Source organism: Methylobacterium sp. CB376, assembly GCF_029714205.1.
GTDB lineage: Bacteria > Pseudomonadota > Alphaproteobacteria > Rhizobiales > Beijerinckiaceae > Methylobacterium.
In genome coordinates this window covers 529,334-549,873 of record NZ_CP121648.1, presented here as the reverse complement: position 1 = coordinate 549,873, position 20,540 = coordinate 529,334, and the positions used below count along the sequence as shown (strand labels likewise).

Here is a 20,540-nt window from a genome sequence, read left to right as displayed (position 1 = left end):
GGCGCTTGCGCCGCCATTTAGCACGAATTGCATGCAATGACCGAAAAATCCGTTGCGGCCGGCCGCGGAGCCGATCAGGCTCCTGCGGGAGCGGCGGATCGGCCGCTGCGGCAGCCCCCGAGGTGTCCCGTGCTCCGGCATCGTTTCGGTCTCGTCATGGTGGCGGCCCTCTGGGCCTGGTCGGGCGCGGCCACCGCGCAGGACGGCGCGCCGGTGCGGCTCGGCTACGCGAAATGCGCCCATTGCCTGCCGATGGCGCTGATCCCGGATCTCGCCAAGGAGCTCGGCAAGGAGCTCGGCAAGGGGGTGACGGTCGAGGCGACGGGCTTCAATTCCGGCAACGACGTCCTCACCGCCCTGGTGGCCAAGAGCCTCGACGTCGCGCAGGTCACCTACCTCCACTACGTCACCGCCCTCGACAAGGGCTTCGACCTCGTCGCGGTGGCCGGAGAGGTGAATGGCGGCTCGGAATGCCTGTCGACCAAGGGCCTCAACCTCGCGGCCGAGGACTGGGCGGGCCTCAAGGCGCTGGTCGAGGCCCGCAAGGCGGCCGGCACGCCGCTCAAGGTCGCGGCCTCGCGCGGCAACGCGCAGGACATCCACATGCGCGGCGCCCTCCTCAAGCAGGGCATCAATCCCAACCGCGACATCCAGTTCGTCAACATCCCGAACCCGTCCGACCACCTCGCGGCGATGCAGCGGGGCGAGGTCGACCTCGTCTGCTCGGTGGAGCCCTTCGCCTCGCAGATCCGGATGGCCGGGGCCGCGAACCACTTCGTGCTCCCCTACGACCAGGCGGCCGGCAAGCTCACCAACCTGATCGTCACCCGCTCGGACGTGATCAAGGCCCGCCGCGCCGCCGTGCAGGCGGTGGTCGATGCCGACGTCGCCCTCGTCGCCAAGCTCCAGGCGGATCGCGGCGTCTGGGTCGACGTGATCAACCAGAAGACCGGCCTATCCAAGGACGTCGCCGCCGAGGCGCTCAAGAACGCCGAGCCCGACTACCGCATGTACCGGGCCCGGACGCTCGCCATTGCCGAGATGATGCGGGACCTGAAGTACATCAGCCGCGACGTGTCGAAGGAGGTGGAGGCCAACATGGATTACTCCTTCCTGGAAGCGGCCACCAAGCAGAGCCGCGATGGCCTCGGCCACTGACCTGCCGCGGCCGGCCTCGGCCCTGCGCCTGCCGCCCGGGGCCGTCCTGCGACGGCGCCTCGCCGGATGGGCCGAGCGGGCGGCGCTGCCGCTCGTCCTTGTCGCCGGCTGGGAGGCCTTCGCGCGCTCGGGCGCGCTGCCGCCCGCCCTCCTGCCGGCGCCCTCGGCGGTGCTCCACGCCCTGGCCGACTGGATGCTCGGCCTCGACGAGAGCACCCAAAGCTCCTCGGGCCACTGGCCCTCGGACGCCCTCGCCAGCCTGTCGCGGGTGCTGGCGGGCTACGCGATCGCGGCGCTCTGCGGCGTCGGGCTCGGGGTGGCGATCGGCTGGTGGCGCCTCGTCGAGCGCACCGTCGAGCCGACGCTGCAGATGCTGCGCCCGATCCCGCCCGTCTCCTGGATCCCCCTCGCGATCATCTGGTTCGGCATCGCCGACAGGCCGGCGATCTTCCTGGTCTTCCTCGGGGCGTTCTTCCCGATCCTGATGAACACGATCCACGGCGTGCGCTCGGTCGACCGCAACCTGATCCGCGCCGGGGCGATGATGGGAGCGAGCGAGCGCCAGCTCCTGGCGCGGATCGTGCTGCCGGCCGCGCTGCCCGCCATCGTCTCGGGGCTGCGCATCGCCATCGGCTCGGCCTGGATGCTCACGGTCACGGCCGAGATGGTCGCGGTGAAGAGCGGGCTCGGCTACGTGCTGTGGGATTCCTACTACTTCCTGCGCTACGACATCGTGCTGGCGGCGATGATCTCGATCGGGCTGCTCGGCTACCTCTCCGATCTTTGCCTCAAGGCGGTGGCGGCGACGGTGCTGCACTGGCAGCGCGGCACCACCGTGCAGGGCCGCTGAGCATGAGTGCGATCGACCTCCTCGACGTCCGCAAGGTGTATCGCGACCGCGACGGCCAGGACCTCGTCGCCCTGGAGCGGACCCGCCTGTCGCTCGCGGCGGGGGAGTTCCTGTGCCTGCTCGGCCCCTCCGGCTGCGGCAAGTCCACGCTCCTGAACCTCGTCGCCGGCTTCGAGGCGCCGAGCTCGGGCGAGATCCGGGTGGCGGGCCGGTGCGTCGAGCGGCCGGGCGCCGACCGCGGCGTGGTCTTCCAGCAGCCGACGCTGATGCCCTGGCTCACCGTGATCGACAACGTCGCCTTCCACCTCACGCTGAAGGGCGTCGGCAGGGCGGAGCGCCGGGAGCGGGCGCAGGCCTATCTCGACCTCGTCGGCCTGCGCGGTTTCGAGCGGCACTACCCGGCCGAATTGTCGGGCGGGATGAGCCAGCGGGTCGGGATCGCCCGGGCGCTGCTGATGAACCCGGCCGTGATCCTGATGGACGAGCCCTTCGCCGCCCTCGACGCCCAGACCAAGAGCGAGATGCAGGAGGAGCTGGTGGCGATCTGGGAGCGGGTCGGCGCGACCGTGATCTTCGTCACTCACTCGGTCGACGAGGCGCTGGTGCTCGGCACCCGCGTCGCCGTGATGAGCCGGCGGCCCGGCCGCATCCGCGAGGTTCTGCCCTTCGACGCGCCCCGGCCGCGGGACGTGACCAGCCCGGCCTTCAACGACGTGAAGCGCCACGTGCTCGGCCTGATCCGCGCGGAATCGGCCCGTCCGCCTCGGGCCGCCTGATGCGGCTCGGGATGCTGACGCCCTCGTCGAACACGCGGCTCGAACCGGCGACCGCCGCGATGCTGCGGGACCTTCCCGGCGTGACGGCCCATTTCTCGCGCTTCCGGGTCACGGCGATCTCGCTCGCGCCGGAGGATCTCGGCCAGTTCGACGCGGAGCCGGTCCTGGCGGCGGCGGATCTCCTGGCCGACGCCAAGGTCGACGTGGTGGCCTGGAACGGCACCTCGGCGGCGTGGCTGGGCTTCGACCGCGACGAGGCGCTCTGCGCCGGGATCGAGGCGCGGACCGGGATCGCGGCCTGCACGGCGGTGCTGGGCTTCCGCGACGTCTTCCGCCGCGCCGGCCACCGCCGGATCGGCCTGGTGACGCCCTACCGGGGCGACGTGCAGGCCCGCATCCGCGCAAACTGGGAGGCGGCGGGCTTCGCCTGCGCGGCCGAGCGGCATGCGGGCCTCTCCGACAACTTCTCCTTCGCGGCTCTGCCCGAGGGCGACCTCGCCGGCATGGTCCGGGCGGTGGCCGCCGAGGGCGTGGAGGCGGTGGCGATCGTCTGCACCAACCTGGACGGGACGGCGCTCGCCCCCGCCCTGGAGGCGGAGCTCGGCCTCCCGGTCTACGACTCGATCGCCGTCACGCTCTGGGCGGCCCTGCGCCGGGCCGGGGCCGACCCGGCGCCGCTCGCGCGCTGGGGGCGGCTGTTCGCGCCTTGTACCAACGGCTCAGGATGCTGACGCAGCGGGCCGTCGCTCCATCTCGAATTTTCGATTTCAAGCCAGAGGCTTGGTGAACCAGAGGCTTGGTGAACCAGAGGCTTGGCGAACGAGAGGCTTGGCGACAATTCGAGTGCCGCACCACCGGTCATGAGAAATGACCGGCGGCATTGGGCGGGATGGCCCCGCAGCGCCGGCGCGCCACCCATGATTGATCCGTCGACGCAGGATCGAGCCGGATCGCCCGATGCGGGAGCGAGCGGCCTCGGCATCGGCCGATCGCGCGTCCCGGGCGAGGCCGGGTCGCGCGATCCTCAGCCCCGCTTCGCCCCGACCGCGGCGGGTGGGGCCTCGCCCGGCAGCACGAAGACCTGCCCCGGATAGATTCGGTTGGGGTTGCGGATCTGGGCCTGGTTGGCGCCGAAGATCACCGTGTAGCGCACCCCCTTCCCGTAGGCCTTGCGGCTGATGCTCCAGAGATTGTCCCCGCGGGTGACCGTGGCCGTGCTGACCGCGCTCACGAACACCGTGGAGGGGTCCGGTATCCGCCCGGAGGCCGGCCCGGCGGCGGCGAGGGCGGCGGGTCCCGCGGGCGCGATCGCCGCGTCGACGGCCGGGGTCGCGGGGCCGGGGGCGCGGGCGCCGCGGCCGGGGAGGGCGCCGGATGGCCCGCCGGCTTCGGCGGCCCGGCGGGGGCGGGTCGCGCGGCGGCCACCACCGGCGCGGCCTCCACGCTCGGCGGGACGGCGAACTTCACTTCCGAGCGCGTCCTCACCGAGCCGGTCGCGGGGTCGACCTGGTCGATCCGCACCCGGTAATCCCCGGGCCGCACCCCGCGCCCGATCGAGAAGGCGACGCGACCGTCGGATCCCGTCCGGCCGGGCGCGATCAGCGTCTCGTTGAGGTAGAGCCGCACATTCGTCTGCGGCGCCCCCTGCGCGCTCACGAAGAGCTTGCCGCCGGTCTCGGCGTCGACGCTGGCGATGCGGATCGGCGTCGTCCCGGGCGGCGGGGCCGCCGGGGCCTCCCGCGCCGCGGCGACGACGGACGGCGCGGGCTTCGGCGCCTCCTCCGGCTGCGACAGCACGGTGGTCGGCTGGCCGGGAGCGCTCACGGCGACGAGCGGCTTGCTGGCGGCGTTCGCCGCGACCGCGACGACGGCGCTCTCGGGTCCCGTCGTGCGGGTGCCGTCCGGCGCGACGCTGCGCAGGCCGATCGCGTGGCTGCCGGGCGGCAGGGCCGGGGGCACGAGGACGAACTGGCCGCTCGCATCCGCCTGCGTGCGGGCGAAGACCTCGCCGTCGCGCAGGAGCTCCACCTGCGCCTCCGGCGCCGCCCGGCCGGCCACCACGCTCTCGCCGGTGGGCTCCACCCGGATCACGTCGAAGCTCGGGGCGCGCGGCGCCGCCGAGGGCGGCCAAGTGGACGGCAGCGCGGAGGGCGGCGCGGAGGGCGGCGCGGGCGGGGGCGCCAGGGCCGCCTGCTGCTCGGCCGCCGCGCCGGGGGCGGCGGGTTCGGGCGCGTCCCTCGTCGACAGCATCCGGTTGCCGCTCGACACGATGCCGATCAGCACGATCCCGCTCACGAGCCCGATGCCCGCGAGCGCCACGCCTCGCCGCAACTCCGCCGTCATGGCGTTCCACTCCTGGTCGCGCCGGCTTCAGGGTCGGCGCGCGGCCATTCGCCTCCTGGTCGACAACGCTGGTCGATCGCCGCCATATTATCAGGCATGTCCGGAAGACACCAAGCTGCGGAACCTTGCGGAGGTGGACCGGATCTTGCGCCGCCCCGCGGCCGGCCCCCGGACCGTCCGGGCGCCGGCGCGGCAGCGGAACGCGGAGCATTGATGCGGACGGTTTGCGTGTATTGCGGCTCGGGCTTCGGCACCGACCCGGTGTTCCGGGAGGCCGCGCGGGCCCTCGGCCACTCCCTCGCGGAGGCCGGGATCGGCCTCGTCTACGGCGGCGGCAATGTCGGGCTGATGGGCACGGTGGCGCGGGCGGTGCTCGACGCGGGCGGGCACGTCACCGGCATCATCCCGGACTTCCTGAAGTCGCGCGAGCGGATGCTCGACGACGTGCAGGAGACGATCGTCGTGCCCGACATGCACACCCGCAAGCGGCTGATGTTCGACCGCTCGGACGCGTTCGTGGCCCTGCCCGGCGGCATCGGCACCCTGGAGGAACTCGTCGAGCAGATGACCTGGGCGCAGCTCGGCCAGCACGCCAAGCCGATCCTGCTCCTGTCGGTGGCGGGGTTCTGGGCGCCGCTCCTGGCGCTGCTCGACCACATGCGCGCGAAGGGCTTCATCCGCGAGGGGCTCGACCTCAACTACCTCGTCGCCGAGCGCCCCGAGGCGGTGGTGGGGATGCTGGAGAGCGCCCTGCGCGCCCATCCGCCCCGGCCCGAGGCGGACGCCCTCATCGAGGAGCGGTTCTGACGGCGCCGCGGCGTCGGGGCGGGGTGGCATTCCCCCTCGGGCCCGGGCGCCGACCCGGCCGGGGAGGGGCCCCGCTTCATCCGACATCCGGTTGATGGCTTCGCCATCTCCGATTTCGGCCATGCGGATGTCGGCGTCGCACAGGCGCCGCGCTCAGGCGCCGCGCAGGCTGGTGATCCGGGATCCGCGTCGATCAAGCGGATCCCGCCTCACCCCTCCACGGTCCAGGTCGTCGTCCCGTCCTTGTTGTCCTTGACGGTGACGCCCATCCCCGCGAGCGCGCCCCGCAGGCGGTCGGACTCGGCCCAGTTCTTCGCCGCGCGCGCGGCCTTGCGCGCGGCGATCAACCCCTCCACGGCCGCGACGTCGATCCCGGAGGCCGCCACCGCCGCCTCGGCCCGGGCCGAGCGGGTCGCGCCGAGCAGCCCCATCAGCCCCGCCCCGGCCTTGAGCGCCGCCGGATCCTCCAGCCTGTGCAATTCGCCGAGCGCGGCCGGCGTGTTGAGGTCGTCGAGGAGCGCGTCCCGCACCCCCTCCGGCACGGCGGGCGCGGGGCCGAGGTCCCCGACGCTCTCGTACCAGCGCTCCAGGGTGCGGCTCGCCTCCTCCAGCGCCCGGAGCGTCCAGTCGATCGGCTGGCGGTAATGGGTGCGCAGCATCGCCAGCCGCACCGCCTCGCCGGGCCAGTCCGCCAGCACCTCCCTGAGGGTGACGAAGTTGCCGAGCGACTTCGACATCTTGTCGCCCTCGACCTGCAGGAAGCCGTTGTGCAGCCAGACATTGGCCATCACCGGCGTGCCGAAGCAGCAGCGCGACTGCGCGACCTCGTTCTCGTGGTGCGGGAAGACGAGGTCGATGCCCCCCGCGTGGATGTCGAAGGTCTCGCCGAGATGCCTCCACGACATGGCCGAGCACTCGATGTGCCAGCCAGGACGGCCCGGCGCCGCGATCCCGCACGGGGAGGGCCAGGCCGGCTCGCCCGGCTTCGAGGGTTTCCAGAGCACGAAGTCGAGGGGCGAGCGCTTGTAGGGCGCCACGTCCACCCGCGCCCCCGCCTCCATCTCGTCGAGGGGGCGCCGTGAGAGCGCCCCGTAATCGGGCATGGAGGGCACGTCGAACAGCACGTGATCCTCGGCGAGGTAGGCGTGGCCGGCGGCGACGAGCCGCTCGATCATCTGCGCCATCTCGGCGATGTGGTCGGTCGCCCGCGGCTCGATGAAGGCGGGGCGCGCGCCCGGCCGGTTCACGTCCTCGGGCATCAGCACGCCGAGCCGGCGCAGGTCCGCGTGGAAGCCCGCCAGGGTCTCGTCCGTCAGGGTGCGGATCGAGACGCCGCGCTCGGCCGCCCGCGCGTTGATCTTGTCGTCCACGTCCGTGACGTTGCGGACATAGGTGACCGCGTCGGCCCCGTAGAGGTGGCGCAGCAGGCGGAAGAGCAGGTCGAAGACGATGATCGGCCGGCCGTTGCCGATATGGGCCGCGTCGTAGACGGTCGGGCCGCAGGCGTACATCCGCACCCGGGACGGGTCGATCGGGGCGAACGGCTCCTTGGCCCGCGTGAGCGTGTTGTAGAGGCGCAACAACGGGGCCATGAAACCCTGCTCCCTGGGATGATGCGGCGGCGCGGTCGGGCGCGCCCGCGGCGCTTCTAACACATTGGCCTGCCGGAGATCCCCCCGGCCCAATCGCGATCCGCGCCGGATCGGGCGGGTCATCCGTTTCCGGCCGCTGTTGCAGCCGCGAGACGCCGCGGACGGCCGAACCGGGTTAGCCCAGCTCGGCACGGTTTTCGAGCCGCCGGCGACGGGCGCGGGCCACCCGCCCAAACCCTTCTCCGCCCTCCCGCCCGCCGGCCGTGCGCGGGTTCCGTTTAGCCTTTGTTTACCGACGCCTCCGAGTGTCGGTTGCCAAAGCGTTCCGATCCAGAAGGCAATCCCATGCGTCGCTCCCTCGCCGCCCTCGGCCTCGTCGGTCTCCTCGCGCTCGCCGGCCCCGCGCTGGCCGCTGGATCGGAGGCGGCGGCGGCGCCCGGGGCGGAGAAGACCTTCCTGATCCCGTCGAGCGACGGCTACGGCGTCGCCGAGTGCCTGAGCACCGGCGGCGGCGAGTGCGGCCAGGTGGTCGCCGATGCGTGGTGCGAGTCCCAGGGCTTCGCCAAGGCCGCCTCCTTCGGGGCCGCCGCGCAGGACGAGTACACGGGTGCAATCGACACCCCGTCGGCGCCCGTGAGCCGGCCCGCCGACCGCCCGATCCGCATCACCTGCCGGGATTGACGCGGGTCGTCATCCGACATCCGACGGATTGCTGCGCCATCTCCCATTTCGGCCATGCGGATGTCGGCGTCGCTCACGCGCCGCGCGGGCTTGGCATCCGCTCTCCGGACGTGATCGTCCGGACAGCGGATCAGCCCTTCAGGAAGTCGCCGCATTTCGGCGGCGGCTCGGTGCCCCACGGCATCAGCGGCACCGTCGAGGTCGAGTTCTTGGGCGAACCCTCGATCAGCTTGTCGGAATAGACCATGTACACCAGGGTGTTGCGCTTGGCGTCGCAGCCCCTGACGATCTGCATGCTCTTGAAGATCAGCGAGCGGCGCTCGCTGAACACCACTTCGCCCTGGGTCAGCTTGCGCTTGAACTGCACCGGCCCGATCTGCCGGCAGGACAGCGAGATGTCCGAGACCTGCTCGGCGAGCCCGAGCGTTCCCTTGATGCCCCCGCGCTCCGGCAGGGTGTAGTGGCAGGCCACCCCCCCAACGTCCGGATCGTCGATCCCGTAGACGACGAGCTTGTCGTTCGGCGTCAGCGGCCGCCAGACCGTGGACTTGTCGAAGATGCGGTCGGGCTCTTCCGCCCGCGCCGCTCCGCCGAGACCTGCGAGCATTCCCGCCGCCAGCGCCACCCGCATGAGACTCCGCCGCCACACCATTCCCGGATCCCCGTCAAACCAACGTTAAGGCATGTAGGAAGGCTGTTGCCGAACGGCGAGGGCGGTTAGAACAGCCAAGTCTCGCGGCGTCGATGCGGGACGCCGCCGGCTCGGCCTCCGCGGCCGAGCCCGCCCCCTGTCAGATCCATCGCCGGAACGCCATGACGCTGTCCCGCCTGCTCGCCCGGCTCCTCGCCGGGATCGTCGCCGTGGCCGCCCTCGTTCAGGGTGCCTGGGCGGAGCCGAACGCCGCCGCCTGCCAGCGCTTCCGCGCCGAGCTCGCCAACCTGCAGCGGGAGTCGAACCGCGGCCAGGTCGAGGAGATCCAGCGCCTCGTCGCCTACCGCAGCTCCATCGGCTGCGAGGGCGGGCGCTTCCTGTTCTTCGACATGCGCCCGCCGCAATGCGCCCAGGTCGAGCAGCGGATCCGGGCCCTCAACGCCGGCTACGGGGCGGGCAACACGCAGGTGGCGGATGCCCGGCGCGAGCAGCTCGTCGCCGCCGTCAAGGACTCGTGCACGGGCCTGCCGGCCGCGGCGAAGCTGGCGGACGGCTTCGCCCGCGGCGGCGGCCACGTGATCTGCGTGCGCCTGTGCGACGGCGCCTATTTCCCGATGCCGAACCTGCCGGACGGGCGGGAGGGCGCCGACGAGATGTGCAAGGCCCTCTGCCCCGGCACCGAGGCCGCCGCCTACTCGATGCCGGCGAGCGACAACGGCCTCAAGGACGCGGCCGCGATCCAGACCCGGCGCGCCTACGCGGCGCTGCCGAACGCCTTCAAGTTCCAGAAGACCTTCGTGCCGAACTGCTCCTGCCGGGGCCAGGGCCAGACCTGGGCGCAGGCCCTGGTGAAGGCCGAGAGCATGCTGGTCCAGCACAAGGGCGACATCTTCGTCACGCCGGCCCAGGCGGAGGCGCTCTCGCGGCCGAAGGTCCGCCTCACCCTCGTCGGCCGCGCCGACCGCTCGGCCGCGGTGGTGGCCGCCTCGGCCGCGGCCCGCAACGGCCTGGAGGAGCCGCCCGGCGCCGAGGCGCCGGCGACGCCCGCGGCGAAGCCCGCCGGGCCCGACGAGAGGCCCGCCGTGCGGGTGATCGCGCCGACGATCATCCCGGTCCCGATCCAGGCGCGCATCGACGGGCCCCAGGCGGCGGCGCCGGCGAGCCCGGCGCCCGGGACCGAGCCCGTCGCCACGCCCTGATCCGGGGCCGCGCGACCCGCGTCCCCGGGACGGTCGGACGCCGCAGCATCCCGCGGCCCGGACCGCCGGCCGATTGGGCGAAGGACGCGTCGCCGGACCAGGCCAGCGGTCGCTTCTTCTCACGACCGCCGGTACGACGCGCGTCCTCCGGCGCGAGCGCGGCCCGGCCGAGGGCGGGCGTCATTACGCCATCCGGTTGATTGCTTCGCCATCTCCCATTTCGGCAATGCGGATGTCGGCTTCGCTCAGGCGCCGCGCGGGCTCGTGATCCGGGCTCCGCTTCGAGCAAGCGGAGCCCGGATCACGCCCCGCCCGCCCCGACATCCCGCGGCGCCAGTTCGGCCGCCGGCGCCTCGCGCGCCGCGCCCGGCCGCCGGGCGAAATCCGGCACCGCCTCCGCGAACACCGCCTCGGCCGCCGCGCGGTCGGCCTGCGCCACCGCCGCGCGCAGCCGCTCGAGCCAGCGCGCGAGCTGCGCCCGGTCGGCGAAGACGGGCTTGGCCGCCATGACCCCCTCGATCCCGTCGAGGGTCACCATCGGCTCGTCGCGGGCGAAGAGGATCTCGTTCAGGCGCTCCCCGGGCCGCGCGCCCGTCACGGCGATCTCGATGTCGAGGCCCGGCTCGAAGCCGGCGAGGCGGATCATGCGCTCGGCGAGGTCGCGGATCCGCACCGGCTGGCCCATCTTCAGCACGTAGACGGCGGCGCGCTGGTCGCCCGCCCGCGGGTCGCGACCCTCGCGGTCGGCGTGGGAGGCGGCGGTGAGCACGAGGTCGCAGGCCTCGCGCACGGTCATGAAGTAGCGCACCATCTCGGGATGGGTGACCGTGACCGGCCCGCCGCGGGCGATCTGCGCCTTGAACACCGGCACCACCGAGCCGACCGAGCCGAGCACGTTGCCGAAGCGCACCGCCACGAGCCGCGCCGGCCCGCCGGCCGCGTCGAGGGCCTGCGCGTACATCTCGGCGAAGCGCTTGGTGACGCCGAGCTGCGAGACCGGCTCGATCGCCTTGTCGGTCGAGATCATCACCAGCGCGCGGGCGCCCGCCGCCAGCGCCGCGTCGGCCACGTTCACCGAGCCGAACACGTTGGTCTTGATGCCCTCGGTCCAGTCGCGCTCCAGGTAGGGCACCTGCTTGAGCGCGGCGGCGTGGAAGACCGCGTCGGGGCGGAACGCGCGCAGGACGTGGAAGAGCCGCTCCCGGTCGCGGATGTCGGCGATGACGCCGCTCACCTCCGCCTCGCTCTCGGCCAGGGCCGGCCGCGTCAGCACCCCGTGCAGGGCGGGCTCGGAATTCTCCACGACGAGGAGCGCCGAGGCGCCGAAGGCCACGGCCCGGGCGCAGATCTCCGAGCCGATCGAGCCGCCGCCCCCCGTCACCACGACGCGCTGGCCGGCGAGGAAGCGCTCCAGGCGCGGCCGGTCGATCGGGACGGTCGGGCGCAGCAGCAGGTCCTCGATCTCGAGGGGCGCCAGTTCGGCGTCGCGCAGGCCCTCGCCGAGGGTGGTCACGCGGGCGAGCGGCAGGCCGAGGCGGCGGGCGCGGGCGAGGAGCCCGTCGGGATCGGCCTCGGGTGTGAGGGCGTTCGGCGTCGCCACGAGGCGCCGCACCGCGACGCCGCGGGCGGCGAGGTCCGCCACGACCTGCTCCAGGTCGGCGAAGGCGCCCAGCACCGGCACGCCGCGCAGGCTCTGGCCGCGATCCTCGGCCCGGGGCGAGAGGATGCCCTGGGCCGCGAGCTTGCGCACCGTCCCGGCCTCGATGGCGCGCAGCACCACCTCGATCTCCGCGCCGCGGCCGAGGAGGAGCGCGGGCGTCGTCGCGGCGCGGGCGTGGCTCTGGCGCGAGCGGCTGTATTTCAGGTAGCGGAAGGCGACGCGCGGGCCGCCGAGCAGGAAGAGCTGCAGGACGAAGTAGAGCCCGATCGCGATCTTGCCGAAGAAGTAGATCCCGAACAGGGCGGGCGAGACCAGCGCGTAATCCAGGAGCAGCAGCGACAGGGCCAGGACGGCGACCGCCCGCACGATGGCGGCGAGGTCGGGGAGCGAGGCGAAGCGCCACTTGGTGCGGTAGAGCCCGAACCAGCGATAGACGAGCCCGGCATAGAGCACGAAGGGGCCGAGCAGCACCGGCAGATGCGCGAGGCGCTCGGCCAGCCGCGCGTCATCGAAGCGGATCAGGAAGGTGAGCGTGACGGCGAGGGCGGTCGCCACGAGGTCGTGGGCGACGATCGCCGCGCTCTTGAGGGTCGGTCTGCGCATCGGGAAGCCGGCGCGGGTATCGGCCGGGCTTCCCCCGCTGTCAACGCGCCGGGGCCCGCGGCGGCGCGGCCGGCGCCCGCCGCGGCAGCGGCGCCCGCAGATCCTCGAAGACCCGCGCGAGGCGCAGCACGCCGAGATCGTCGAAGCGATGCCCGACGATCTGGAGGCCCACCGGCAGGCCCTCCGGGGTGAGGCCCACCGGGACCGCGACGGCGGGCTGCTCCGACATGTTGAAGGCGACCGTGAAGCCGATATGCTCGAAGGGGCGCATCGGGTCGTCGGTCGGGGAGGCGAGCTCCGCCGGGAAGGCCGGGATCGGCGCCACCGGGCTGATCAGGAAGTCGAAGGGGCGAATCGCCCGCAGGGCTGCGTCGCGCATCGCCCCCATCTGGCTCATTCCCGCGAAGACGGCCGCGCCGCTCGACCCCCGCGCGGCCTGCGCCCAGTCGCGGATGAAGGGCAGCACGGCGGCGCGCCGCTCCGGGGCGAGGGCGCCGATGTCGCTCCAGGCGCGCTCGCGCCAGAACGTGTCGAGCCCGTCGAGCATGGCGCGGGTGAGGAAGGGCGCGACCGGCTCCACCCGAGCGCCCGCCGCCGCGAGGCGCGCGGCCGCGTCCTCGATCACCGCCGCGACGGCGGGGTCGACCGGCAGGCCGACGCCCGCCTCGCGCAGGAGGCCGAGGCGCAGGCCCTTCGGGTCGAGGCCGTCGAGGGCGAGCCAGTCGAGGCCGGCGGGCGGGAGCGCGGTGCCGTCGCGGTGATCCGGGCGGCTGAGTTCGCGCATGGCCAGGGCCGCGTCGGCGACGCTGCGGGTCATCGGCCCGGCGCAGCGGCCGTAATAGGGCGGGTCGACCGGCACGCGGCCGTTGCTGGGCTTGAGGCCGACGATGCCGCACCAGCCGGCCGGCAGGCGGATCGAGCCGCCGATATCCGTGCCGAGATGCAGGGGCCCGTAGCCGGCAGCCGCGGCGGCGCCCGCCCCGGCCGAGGAACCGCCCGGGGTCCGGGTCGGGTCCCAGGGGTTGCGGGTGAGGGGGTGGATGCTGGAGAGGCCCGAGGAGAGCATGCCGTAATCCGGCATGGTGGTGCGCGCGAACAGGATCGCCCCGGCCTCGCGCAGGCGGGCGGCCGCGGGGGCATCCTCCGGGCTCGGGGGCGCGTCGCGCCGTGCCGCGGTGCCGAGGGGCATCGCCACGCCCCGGGTGGCGATGTTCTCCTTGACGGTGGCGGGCACGCCGTCGAGGGCGAGCGCCTCGCCGCGCCGCCAGCGCGCCTCGGAGGCGCGGGCGGCCTCCCGGGCCTCCTCGGGGAGGAGCAGGCAGAGGGCCTGCAGGGTGGGCTCCATGGCCTCCACCCGGGCCAGCACCGCCTCGGTCACCTCGACGGGCGAGAGGTCGCGCGCGGCGTAGCGGGCGAGGAGGTCGGTGGCGCAGAGGTCGGCCAGGGACTCGGTCATCGCGCCTCGCGGGGAGAGATCGCGCGGGCGGTCACGCGCCCTCCCGGGCCGGCTTGCCGGCGAGCGCGATGTAGAAGCCGAGCCCGTCCTGGGCCGGCAGGGTCTGCAGGCGGTCGACCCAGCCGCGCCGCTTGGCTTCGAGCAGCAGGCGGCCGACGGGCTGGAACAGGGTCTCGCCGCCGCCCGGCACCGGGGCGTCGAGGCGGACCGCCACGGTCTTGCCCTTGGCGAAGCGGCTGCGCTCCAGCATGTCGGTCAGCGAGGCTTCCGCCTTCGCCCGGGGCGTGCCGCGCAGGTCGAGCACCGATTCGGCATCCGTCACCCCGAGGGTGCCGCGCAGCTTGTTGGCGTAGAATTCGTCGAAATGGGGCAAGGGCGGACCCGTGGTCAGGTGTGGAGGCCGGCATACAGGGAGGCGACGGGCAGGCTCCCGCCGAGATCCGGCAGGTCGATCGCGTCGCCCCCGCCGAGCGCCCGCTTGGTCCAGTCCGGCCCGTTGCCCCGCGACCAGACCTCCACCCGCGTCTCGTCCTGGTAGACGATCAGGAAGGCCCGCAGCGTCTGGAGCGACTGGTAGAACGCGGCCTTGCGTCCGCGGTCTTCGTGCATGGTCGAGGGCGACAGCACCTCCGCCACCAGGATCGGATCGCGGGCGTAGCCGTCCTGGAGGAGCGGGCCGCAGCGCACGACGAGGTCCGGCACCGGCGCGAAATCGTCCACGGCGTCGTTGTGCAGCCCGAGTCCCGGCAGGGCGCGGCAGCCGCGCCGCTCGGCCAGCTCGGCGAGGTGTCGGCCGAGATTCATCACGATCTGCTGGTGGCGCCCCGTCGGGGGCGCCATCAGCACGGGCTCGCCGTCGAGGAGTTCCCAGCGTTCCTCGTCGGGGCGCGCCCGGATCAGGTTCAGGAATTCGGCGAACCGCATGCGCGGCTCGCGGCGCAGCGCGAGGGACATCGAAGCTCCCGTCCGTGCCCCGATGCTAGCACCGGGCGGGCAAGCGCGACAGCCTGCGGCGGCTCTTCGCCGTGCGGCCCTGCGGCGCTGCGCGACGGTGGGGCGCGGCGCCGCAGCGGGCGCCGCGCCCGCGTCTCAGCGCTGCACCAGCACGTTGCGGAACTGCCAGGGATCGCTCGCGTCGATATTCTCCGGGAACAGCCCGGGACGGTCGGCCAGCGGCGTCCAGTCGGTGTAGACCCCGACGACGGGCCCCAGATAGGGCAGCTGGACCTCCAGGCAGCGGCGGAAATCGACCTCGTCCGCCTCGACGATGCCGGCCTCCGGGTTCTCCAGCGCCCAGACCATGCCGGCGAGCACCGCCGAGGTCACCTGCAGGCCGGTGGCGTTCTGGTACGGCGCGATGGCCCGCGTCTCCTCGATGGAGAGCTGGGAGCCGTACCAGTAGGCGTTCCTGCCGTGGCCGTAGAGGAGCACGCCGAGCTCGTCGATGCCGTCGACGATCTCGTTCTCGTCGAGGATGTGGTGCTTCTCCTGCACGCGGCCGGCCTGGCCGAACATCTCGTGCAGCGAGAGCACCGCCTCGTTGCAGGGATGGTAGGCGTAGTGGCAGGTCGGCCGGTAGACGACCTTGCCGCCCTCGCGCACCGAGTAATAGTCGGCGATCGAGATCGCCTCGTTGTGGGTGACGAGGAAGCCGAACTGAGCCTGGGCGGTCGGGGTCCAGGAGCGCACGCGGGTGTCGGCGCCGGGCTGGAGCAGGTAGATCGCCGGCGCGTCCCCCGCATGGGTGCGGGCATTCTCCGGCATCCAGGTCTCGTGGGTGCCCCAGCCGAGCTCGGCCGGCTGGTTGCCCTCCGAGACGAAGCCCTCGACCGACCACGTGTTCACGAACACGCCCATCGGCTTCTCGGACTTGGCGCGCTGGGTGTCGCGCTCGGCGATGTGGATGCCCCTGACCCCGACCTCGCGCATCAGCGCCGCCCAGCCCTCGCGGGTCCTGGGCTCCTCGACCGAGAGGCCGAGATCGGCCGCGACGTTGAGGAGGGCCTGCTTGACGAACCAGGACACCATGCCGGGATTGGCGCCGCAGCAGGACACCGCGGTCGTGCCGCCCGGCCTGCGCCGGCGCGCGTCGAGGATCTGCTCGCGCAGCGCGTAGTTGGTGCGGTCGCCCGGGCCGGCATTCTTGTCGAAGTAGAAGCCCGGCCACGGCTCGGCGACGGTGTCGATGTAGAGCGCGCCGATCTCCCGGCACAGTTCCATGATGTCGCGCGAGGAGGTATCGACCGAGAGGTTGACGCAGAAGCCCTGGCCGCCGCCCTCGGTGAGGAGGGGGGTGAGCACCTCGCGGTAATTGTCGCGGGTGAGCGCCACCTGCGCGAAGCGCAGCCCGTGCCGCTCGGCCAGGGCCTTGTGCGCGTCGGAGGGTTCCACGACCGTGAAGCGCGCCTTGTCGTAGGTGAAGTGGCGCTCGATCAGCGGCAGGGTGCCGCGTCCGATCGACCCGAAGCCGATCATCACGATGGGGCCGCTGATATGGCCGTGGACGGGCCAGTCGGTCATGGGAAGTGCCTCCGTGGATGGGAAAGTGCGCGTGGTTAGCCGAGATCGGTGACGGGCCGGCGACGCGGTGATTGGCGACTCCGGCCCGCAGGGTCAACCGGCCGTCCGGGGGAACGAAGCGTTGCCGCCGCCATGAGGCAGCCGCATGGCTCCGCTGCGGCGGCGGGCCTTCGTGTGCGCCGCGTCATATCCCATATTGCGTTGCAACAAACAGATGGAAACGCCCGCGCGCACATCACTTTCAGGAGTGTCCCATGCTCGCGGTTCTCAGCCACGCTCTTCCCCACCGCACCCCCACCGCCGCCGAGGCCGAGCCCGGTTTCCTCGCCCTGATCAGCCGCATCGTGCAGGCCGTCCATGCCGAGCGCCTGCGTCGGCGCGACGCGCAGATCGGCGGCTTCATCCAGGCCCATGGCGGGCGCGTCACCGACGACATCGAGCGGCAGATCGGGCAGTATTTCTGCTGATCGGGCCCGGGCGGGCCGGCGCGAGCCGCCGCCCGCCCCGAGCCGCGGCGGCGTCATGCCTCGCCGGCATTGGGCTGCGACCACGCGAAGGATCGCGCCCCGGGCCGCGGCGTGGCTGATGGCAGACCCACCCCAATGACCGGCCGGTCCGGCGCGGTCAGGCTGCCGGTGTGGCAGGCCTGCCCGGGAGGCGCCGACGGAAGGGGCGGCCGGCGACTTTGCCCGACCGTCGGGGATCGGGCCTGTCCGCAAGGTCATCGAGGAGCGCCGTTGCGTCGAAACCCCCGGCCCGCCAACCCCGGCCAGGGTCGCCGGCCGATTCAGAACCCGCCTCCCTTGTCACCTCCTGCCCTCACCCGATCGCCCCGATCGGATCGCGTTACCGCATGACGCGGTGTCGATTCCGCGATCCGTTCTGTATCGGAGGATGTCGGCCGTGACGGACCGAATCGCAGATGGGGTGTTCGTGGTGTTCGCTTCGGGCCTTGGCGTGCTCGTGGCGGCGAACATCGCGCTGCTCGTGGCCCGCCTGACCCATCGCGATCGACTGGCTCGGCGCATCACGAGCCTTGCCTCTCGCGTCACATGGCTGTTCAAGGTCGGACGTCACAGCGAGGACGACTGCCGGAATGATCGTCTCAGGGCTTGATGTTCCGAATATCTATCTCTGGGGCGTTCTGGGAAGTATAAGTGTCGAGGTTGGTGCGGCTCTGACTGCGGCGGGGGCCAATGGCGGATCCTGCCGAAGAAATACCACAGGATCTCTTTCCTGACCTTGAAGGTCGCATTTGCTTTCATTGCGGGTGCCCTTCCGATCGCACTCGACGCGCAGAATGTCTGGAGTGCGATCTATCTCGGTGGAAGCGCTCCGCTAGTCCTCGATCGTGTTGCGCGCGGACTTGACCCGCCGGAACGATAGACATTGCCATATCGCGGTCGAGAGCTGGCATCGGCCGGCCGTTTTCTTTTGGCGCCGGCCAGGACGACATCGTGTGTCTCGCGGTGAGCTTGCTGTCATGCGCCAGCCCGCATCGCGGGCTGCCGCCCATCTCGCGCCGTTGATCGGGGCCGAAGCGCTTCTCGGACAGCGCCCCAAGGCTCATCACCGCGTCGGCCATCGGGGATCTCTCGGATCCGGGCTCGGTGCAGCAACCCGATCCGCATCCGTCATGGGATTTCCGCCCGAGCGGTTCGGGATCGTGCGGCGCTCGCGCACGATCCCGGCCTCCGACGTTGGTCCGATGCCCGCAGTCACGTCCCGTGACCGCCGGTTCGGTTCTCGAATCGTCGCCAACCCTTTGGCTTGGGATCGAGAATCGTGTCACCCCCCGGCCGGAGACGATCCGGCCGAGGTGCGCGCCGGCAGGTTCCGCGACCCTGCGGCGTTGCCCTGAGGGACCCGCCAGGGCGCGGCCCCGTTCCGGCGGGGCCGCGCTTCGCCATGCTCACGCCGCCAGCGCGAGCGGCCGCGCGGCCTCCGCCGCCACCAGCGCGGCGAGGTCCGGCGCCGGCGCCGGCCGGCCGGTCGCCTGGACGAGGCCTGCCGCGCCGGCGAGCGCTCCCGGCGCCAAGTCCAGCCCGAGGAAGCGCTCCCGGGCGTAGGGGCCCGGCAGCCAGAGGGCGCCCACCGCCCCGGCCGCGAAGCCGAAGCGGGCGTAGTAGGGCGCGTCCCCGACCAGGATCACGGCCCGGTGGCCGAGGGCGGCGGCGCGCGCCAGCGCCGCGCGCATCAGCGTCCCCCCGACGCCGAGGCCCTGCAGGCCCGGCTCCACGGCGAGCGGGCCCAGCATCAGGGCCGGGCGGCGCGGGCCGGCCGCCACGTCCCACAGGCACACCGTGCCGACGAGGCGCCCGTCCTGCTCGGCCACGAGGGCGAGGCCCTCGGCCGGCAGGCGGCCCTCGCGCAGGCGCTCGCAGGTCTTGGTGAAGCGCGCCTCGCCGAAGCAGGTGTCGAGGAGCTGCTCGCGGGCGGCGATGTCGGTGGCGCGCTCGTCGCGGATCTGGATCACGGCCGTAGCCTCCCGAAGGTCAGGGGAGAGAACAGCCCTCGCACCCGCCTGGGCGCGCAGCGCCCGCGGGCCGTCCGGGACCGGGTGGGGTGCAGGACGCGCCCGGCCCGCCGCCCGGTCGGGGCGGGGGCCGGCGCGAGACGAACGGCGCCGGCAGGCGCCGCCACGGCGCCGGCGGGCGGCGCGGATCGGACCGGTCAGATCACGTAGGATTGCAGCGGCGGGAAGCCGTTGAACGCCACCGCCGCGTAGGTGGTGGTGTAGGCGCCGGCCCCCTCGATCAGCACCTTGTCGCCGATGGAGAGCGACACGGGCAGCGGGTAGGGGATCTTCTCGTAGAGCACGTCCGCCGAATCGCAGGTCGGTCCGGCGAGCACGCAGGGGACCATGCGGTCCTCGTCGTGGTCGGTGCGGATGCGGTAGCGGATCGACTCGTCCATCGTCTCGGCGAGCCCGCCGAACTTGCCGATGTCCAGGTAGACCCAGCGCACCTCGTCGGCGGCCTCGGACTTCTTCGAGACGAGGATGACCTCCGCCTCGATGATGCCCGCGTTGCCGACCATGCCGCGGCCCGGCTCGATGATCGTCTCCGGCATGCGGTTGCCGAAGTGCTTGGTGAGCGCCCGGAAGATCGCGCCACCGTAGGATTCCACGCCCGGCACCTCCTTGAGGTACTTGGTCGGGAAGCCGCCGCCGAGATTGACCATCGCGAGCGCGATGCCGCGCTCGGCGCATTCCCGGAAGATCATCGCGGCCGAGGCCAGCGCCCCGTCCCAGGCTTCCGTATTGCCCTGCTGCGAGCCGACGTGGAAGGAGACGCCGTAGGCGCGCAGGCCCTGCCGGTGCGCGTGCTCCAGCACGTCGACCGCCATGTCGGGCACGCAGCCGAACTTGCGCGAGAGCGGCCACTCGGCGCCGGCCCCGTCGCAGAGGATGCGGCAGAACACCTGCACCTCCTCGGGCGCCACGTCGGCGCAAGCGGCCGCGCGGGCGATCTTCTCGACCTCCGCCTCGCAATCCACCGCGAACAGGCGCACGCCGAGCGCGAGGGCGCGGGCGATGCAGCGCTCCTTCTTGATGGTGTTGCCGAAGGAGATGCGGTCGGCGGTGGCGCCGGCGGCGAGCGCCATCTGAATCTCGGCCACCGAGGCGGTGTCGAAGCAGGAGCCGAGCGAGGCCAGCAGGCCGAGCACCTCCGGCGCCGGATTCGCCTTCACGGCGTAGAAGACGCGGGTGTCGGGCAGGGCGCGGGCGAAGGCGTGGTAATTGTCGCGCACGACGTCGAGGTCGAGGACCATCACCGGCCCCTCGTCACGGCCGAGGTCACGGCGAGCGCGCAGGAAATCGCGGATGCGATCGGTCATGATCATCCCCACCAAAGGCTCAAGGGGGTCCCGCGCGGGAACCCGATGTCGAAGATCAGACGGCGCGCAGCCGTCCGGCGTCAGGGGGCGATGCGACGCGTCGCGGGCGTGCTGTGGAGACACGCTGGGCGACGCGGGCGCAGAGCACCCGGAAGCTGCCTTGGATTGGAGCGGGATGACCCGATCCGCACATGGGGCAAGGAGAAACAAGCCTCTTCGGTGTCGACCTTTGGAGGGCCGACGAGACCAAAAAAGCCCGTTCGTCGTTGCTTTAAGCTGCGTCCCCCGTGGAGAGCGGGGTTCGCCGGTTTCGCCTCCGGCTGCCGGTTGTTGTCGGGGTCCGGTGTCGCCACCTGGATGCCGGCCGGAGGGATCCACCCTGTCGACCATCGATCCTTTAAGA

General features: G+C 72.7%; 20 protein-coding genes. 9 read left to right on the top strand and 11 right to left on the bottom strand.

From position 1 onward, the window contains the following. Positions 1–156: 156 nt before the first annotated feature. Genes QA634_RS02355 through QA634_RS02340 form a run of 4 tightly spaced genes read left to right on the top strand, consistent with a single transcriptional unit; the run spans position 157 to position 3,515 of the window. A complete protein-coding gene (locus QA634_RS02355) occupies positions 157–1,158 on the top strand; it encodes an ABC transporter substrate-binding protein (RefSeq protein ID WP_043700745.1) in 1,002 nt (333 codons plus the stop codon). Then, positions 1,142–2,008, top strand: coding sequence for an ABC transporter permease (locus QA634_RS02350; RefSeq protein ID WP_012330445.1), 867 nt, complete (start codon positions 1,142–1,144; stop codon positions 2,006–2,008). The genes QA634_RS02355 and QA634_RS02350 overlap by 17 nt, the downstream gene beginning before the upstream one ends. Before the next feature lie 2 nt (positions 2,009–2,010). After that, complete coding sequence (locus QA634_RS02345) at positions 2,011–2,784, top strand: ABC transporter ATP-binding protein (RefSeq protein ID WP_012330444.1); 774 nt, start codon at positions 2,011–2,013, stop codon at positions 2,782–2,784. Then, positions 2,784–3,515, top strand: a complete 732-nt coding sequence (locus tag QA634_RS02340; RefSeq protein WP_012330443.1) for a maleate cis-trans isomerase family protein — start codon at positions 2,784–2,786, stop codon at positions 3,513–3,515. The genes QA634_RS02345 and QA634_RS02340 overlap by 1 nt, the downstream gene beginning before the upstream one ends. Positions 3,516–3,808: 293 nt before the next feature. On the opposite strand, the gene QA634_RS02335 is transcribed toward QA634_RS02340, so the two are convergent. Then, complete coding sequence (locus tag QA634_RS02335) at positions 3,809–4,015, bottom strand: LysM peptidoglycan-binding domain-containing protein (RefSeq protein WP_283027208.1); 207 nt, start codon at positions 4,013–4,015, stop codon at positions 3,809–3,811. Next, a complete protein-coding gene (locus QA634_RS02330) occupies positions 4,012–5,127 on the bottom strand; it encodes a peptidoglycan-binding protein (protein WP_283027207.1) in 1,116 nt (371 codons plus the stop codon). The genes QA634_RS02335 and QA634_RS02330 overlap by 4 nt, the downstream gene beginning before the upstream one ends. A gap of 213 nt (positions 5,128–5,340) precedes the next feature. Between QA634_RS02330 and QA634_RS02325 the strand changes: the two genes are divergently transcribed. Beyond that, positions 5,341–5,934, top strand: a complete 594-nt coding sequence (locus QA634_RS02325) for an LOG family protein (RefSeq protein WP_012330441.1) — start codon at positions 5,341–5,343, stop codon at positions 5,932–5,934. A 209-nt stretch (positions 5,935–6,143) separates the two neighbouring features. Here the strand turns inward: QA634_RS02325 and cysS are convergent, their stop codons facing one another. Further along, positions 6,144–7,526: a cysteine--tRNA ligase gene (gene cysS / locus QA634_RS02320; protein WP_012330440.1), complete on the bottom strand. Its 1,383-nt coding sequence runs from the start codon at positions 7,524–7,526 to the stop codon at positions 6,144–6,146. 345 nt (positions 7,527–7,871) lie between these two features. Between cysS and QA634_RS02315 the strand changes: the two genes are divergently transcribed. Next, a complete protein-coding gene (locus QA634_RS02315) occupies positions 7,872–8,207 on the top strand; it encodes a hypothetical protein (protein ID WP_012330439.1) in 336 nt (111 codons plus the stop codon). A gap of 130 nt (positions 8,208–8,337) precedes the next feature. Here the strand turns inward: QA634_RS02315 and QA634_RS02310 are convergent, their stop codons facing one another. Continuing rightward, positions 8,338–8,859, bottom strand: coding sequence for a CreA family protein (locus tag QA634_RS02310; RefSeq protein WP_018262787.1), 522 nt, complete (start codon positions 8,857–8,859; stop codon positions 8,338–8,340). A gap of 161 nt (positions 8,860–9,020) precedes the next feature. On the opposite strand from QA634_RS02310, the gene QA634_RS02305 reads away from it, so the two are divergent. Next, positions 9,021–10,058: a DUF2865 domain-containing protein gene (locus QA634_RS02305; protein WP_415926897.1), complete on the top strand. Its 1,038-nt coding sequence runs from the start codon at positions 9,021–9,023 to the stop codon at positions 10,056–10,058. A 301-nt stretch (positions 10,059–10,359) separates the two neighbouring features. Here the strand turns inward: QA634_RS02305 and QA634_RS02300 are convergent, their stop codons facing one another. The 5 genes from QA634_RS02300 to QA634_RS02280 all read right to left on the bottom strand — a co-directional run bounded on the left by QA634_RS02300 (position 10,360) and on the right by QA634_RS02280 (position 16,297). After that, a complete protein-coding gene (locus QA634_RS02300) occupies positions 10,360–12,321 on the bottom strand; it encodes an SDR family NAD(P)-dependent oxidoreductase (RefSeq protein ID WP_012330436.1) in 1,962 nt (653 codons plus the stop codon). A 40-nt stretch (positions 12,322–12,361) separates the two neighbouring features. Further along, positions 12,362–13,777: an amidase gene (locus QA634_RS02295; RefSeq protein WP_012330435.1), complete on the bottom strand. Its 1,416-nt coding sequence runs from the start codon at positions 13,775–13,777 to the stop codon at positions 12,362–12,364. Positions 13,778–13,808: 31 nt separating this feature from the next. Continuing rightward, positions 13,809–14,150: a hypothetical protein gene (locus tag QA634_RS02290; protein ID WP_012330434.1), complete on the bottom strand. Its 342-nt coding sequence runs from the start codon at positions 14,148–14,150 to the stop codon at positions 13,809–13,811. A 14-nt stretch (positions 14,151–14,164) separates the two neighbouring features. Then, the gene (locus QA634_RS02285; protein ID WP_012330433.1) at positions 14,165–14,731 is read right to left on the bottom strand and encodes a Uma2 family endonuclease; all 567 of its coding nucleotides are present in this window, start codon (positions 14,729–14,731) and stop codon (positions 14,165–14,167) included. A 135-nt stretch (positions 14,732–14,866) separates the two neighbouring features. Next, on the bottom strand, positions 14,867–16,297 hold the full coding sequence (locus QA634_RS02280) for a homospermidine synthase (protein ID WP_012330432.1): 1,431 nt from the start codon (positions 16,295–16,297) through the stop codon (positions 14,867–14,869). 254 nt (positions 16,298–16,551) lie between these two features. Here QA634_RS02280 and QA634_RS02275 point away from each other — a divergent pair, with 254 nt between their 5' ends. After that, entirely contained in the window at positions 16,552–16,764 is a 213-nt protein-coding gene (locus tag QA634_RS02275; RefSeq protein WP_018262790.1) for a hypothetical protein, read from the top strand. A 427-nt stretch (positions 16,765–17,191) separates the two neighbouring features. Continuing rightward, the gene (locus QA634_RS02270; RefSeq protein WP_012330430.1) at positions 17,192–17,413 is read left to right on the top strand and encodes a hypothetical protein; all 222 of its coding nucleotides are present in this window, start codon (positions 17,192–17,194) and stop codon (positions 17,411–17,413) included. Positions 17,414–18,209: 796 nt separating this feature from the next. Here QA634_RS02270 and QA634_RS02265 read toward each other — a convergent pair. Then, entirely contained in the window at positions 18,210–18,773 is a 564-nt protein-coding gene (locus QA634_RS02265; protein WP_012330428.1) for a GNAT family N-acetyltransferase, read from the bottom strand. 197 nt (positions 18,774–18,970) lie between these two features. Then, positions 18,971–20,137 carry a type III PLP-dependent enzyme gene (locus QA634_RS02260; RefSeq protein ID WP_026190940.1) on the bottom strand — a complete coding sequence of 389 codons (1,167 nt, stop codon included), beginning with the start codon at positions 20,135–20,137 and terminating at the stop codon, positions 18,971–18,973. Between the last annotated feature and the right edge of the window lie 403 nt (positions 20,138–20,540).

Excerpts from the sequence above, each read along its gene's own strand:
- QA634_RS02355 (WP_043700745.1), top strand. The coding sequence starts at position 157 with ATGGTGGCGGCCCTCTGGGCCTGGTCGGGCGCGGCCACCGCGCAGGAC.
- QA634_RS02350 (WP_012330445.1), top strand. The coding sequence starts at position 1,142 with ATGGCCTCGGCCACTGACCTGCCGCGGCCGGCCTCGGCCCTGCGCCTG.
- QA634_RS02345 (WP_012330444.1), top strand. The coding sequence starts at position 2,011 with ATGAGTGCGATCGACCTCCTCGACGTCCGCAAGGTGTATCGCGACCGC.
- QA634_RS02340 (WP_012330443.1), top strand. The coding sequence starts at position 2,784 with ATGCGGCTCGGGATGCTGACGCCCTCGTCGAACACGCGGCTCGAACCG.
- QA634_RS02330 (WP_283027207.1), bottom strand. The coding sequence starts at position 5,127 with ATGACGGCGGAGTTGCGGCGAGGCGTGGCGCTCGCGGGCATCGGGCTC.
- QA634_RS02325 (WP_012330441.1), top strand. The coding sequence starts at position 5,341 with ATGCGGACGGTTTGCGTGTATTGCGGCTCGGGCTTCGGCACCGACCCG.
- cysS (WP_012330440.1), bottom strand. The coding sequence starts at position 7,526 with ATGGCCCCGTTGTTGCGCCTCTACAACACGCTCACGCGGGCCAAGGAG.
- QA634_RS02315 (WP_012330439.1), top strand. The coding sequence starts at position 7,872 with ATGCGTCGCTCCCTCGCCGCCCTCGGCCTCGTCGGTCTCCTCGCGCTC.
- QA634_RS02310 (WP_018262787.1), bottom strand. The coding sequence starts at position 8,859 with ATGGTGTGGCGGCGGAGTCTCATGCGGGTGGCGCTGGCGGCGGGAATG.
- QA634_RS02305 (WP_415926897.1), top strand. The coding sequence starts at position 9,021 with ATGACGCTGTCCCGCCTGCTCGCCCGGCTCCTCGCCGGGATCGTCGCC.
- QA634_RS02300 (WP_012330436.1), bottom strand. The coding sequence starts at position 12,321 with ATGCGCAGACCGACCCTCAAGAGCGCGGCGATCGTCGCCCACGACCTC.
- QA634_RS02295 (WP_012330435.1), bottom strand. The coding sequence starts at position 13,777 with ATGACCGAGTCCCTGGCCGACCTCTGCGCCACCGACCTCCTCGCCCGC.
- QA634_RS02285 (WP_012330433.1), bottom strand. The coding sequence starts at position 14,731 with ATGTCCCTCGCGCTGCGCCGCGAGCCGCGCATGCGGTTCGCCGAATTC.
- QA634_RS02280 (WP_012330432.1), bottom strand. The coding sequence starts at position 16,297 with ATGACCGACTGGCCCGTCCACGGCCATATCAGCGGCCCCATCGTGATG.
- QA634_RS02275 (WP_018262790.1), top strand. The coding sequence starts at position 16,552 with ATGCTCGCGGTTCTCAGCCACGCTCTTCCCCACCGCACCCCCACCGCC.
- QA634_RS02270 (WP_012330430.1), top strand. The coding sequence starts at position 17,192 with ATGTCGGCCGTGACGGACCGAATCGCAGATGGGGTGTTCGTGGTGTTC.
- QA634_RS02260 (WP_026190940.1), bottom strand. The coding sequence starts at position 20,137 with ATGACCGATCGCATCCGCGATTTCCTGCGCGCTCGCCGTGACCTCGGC.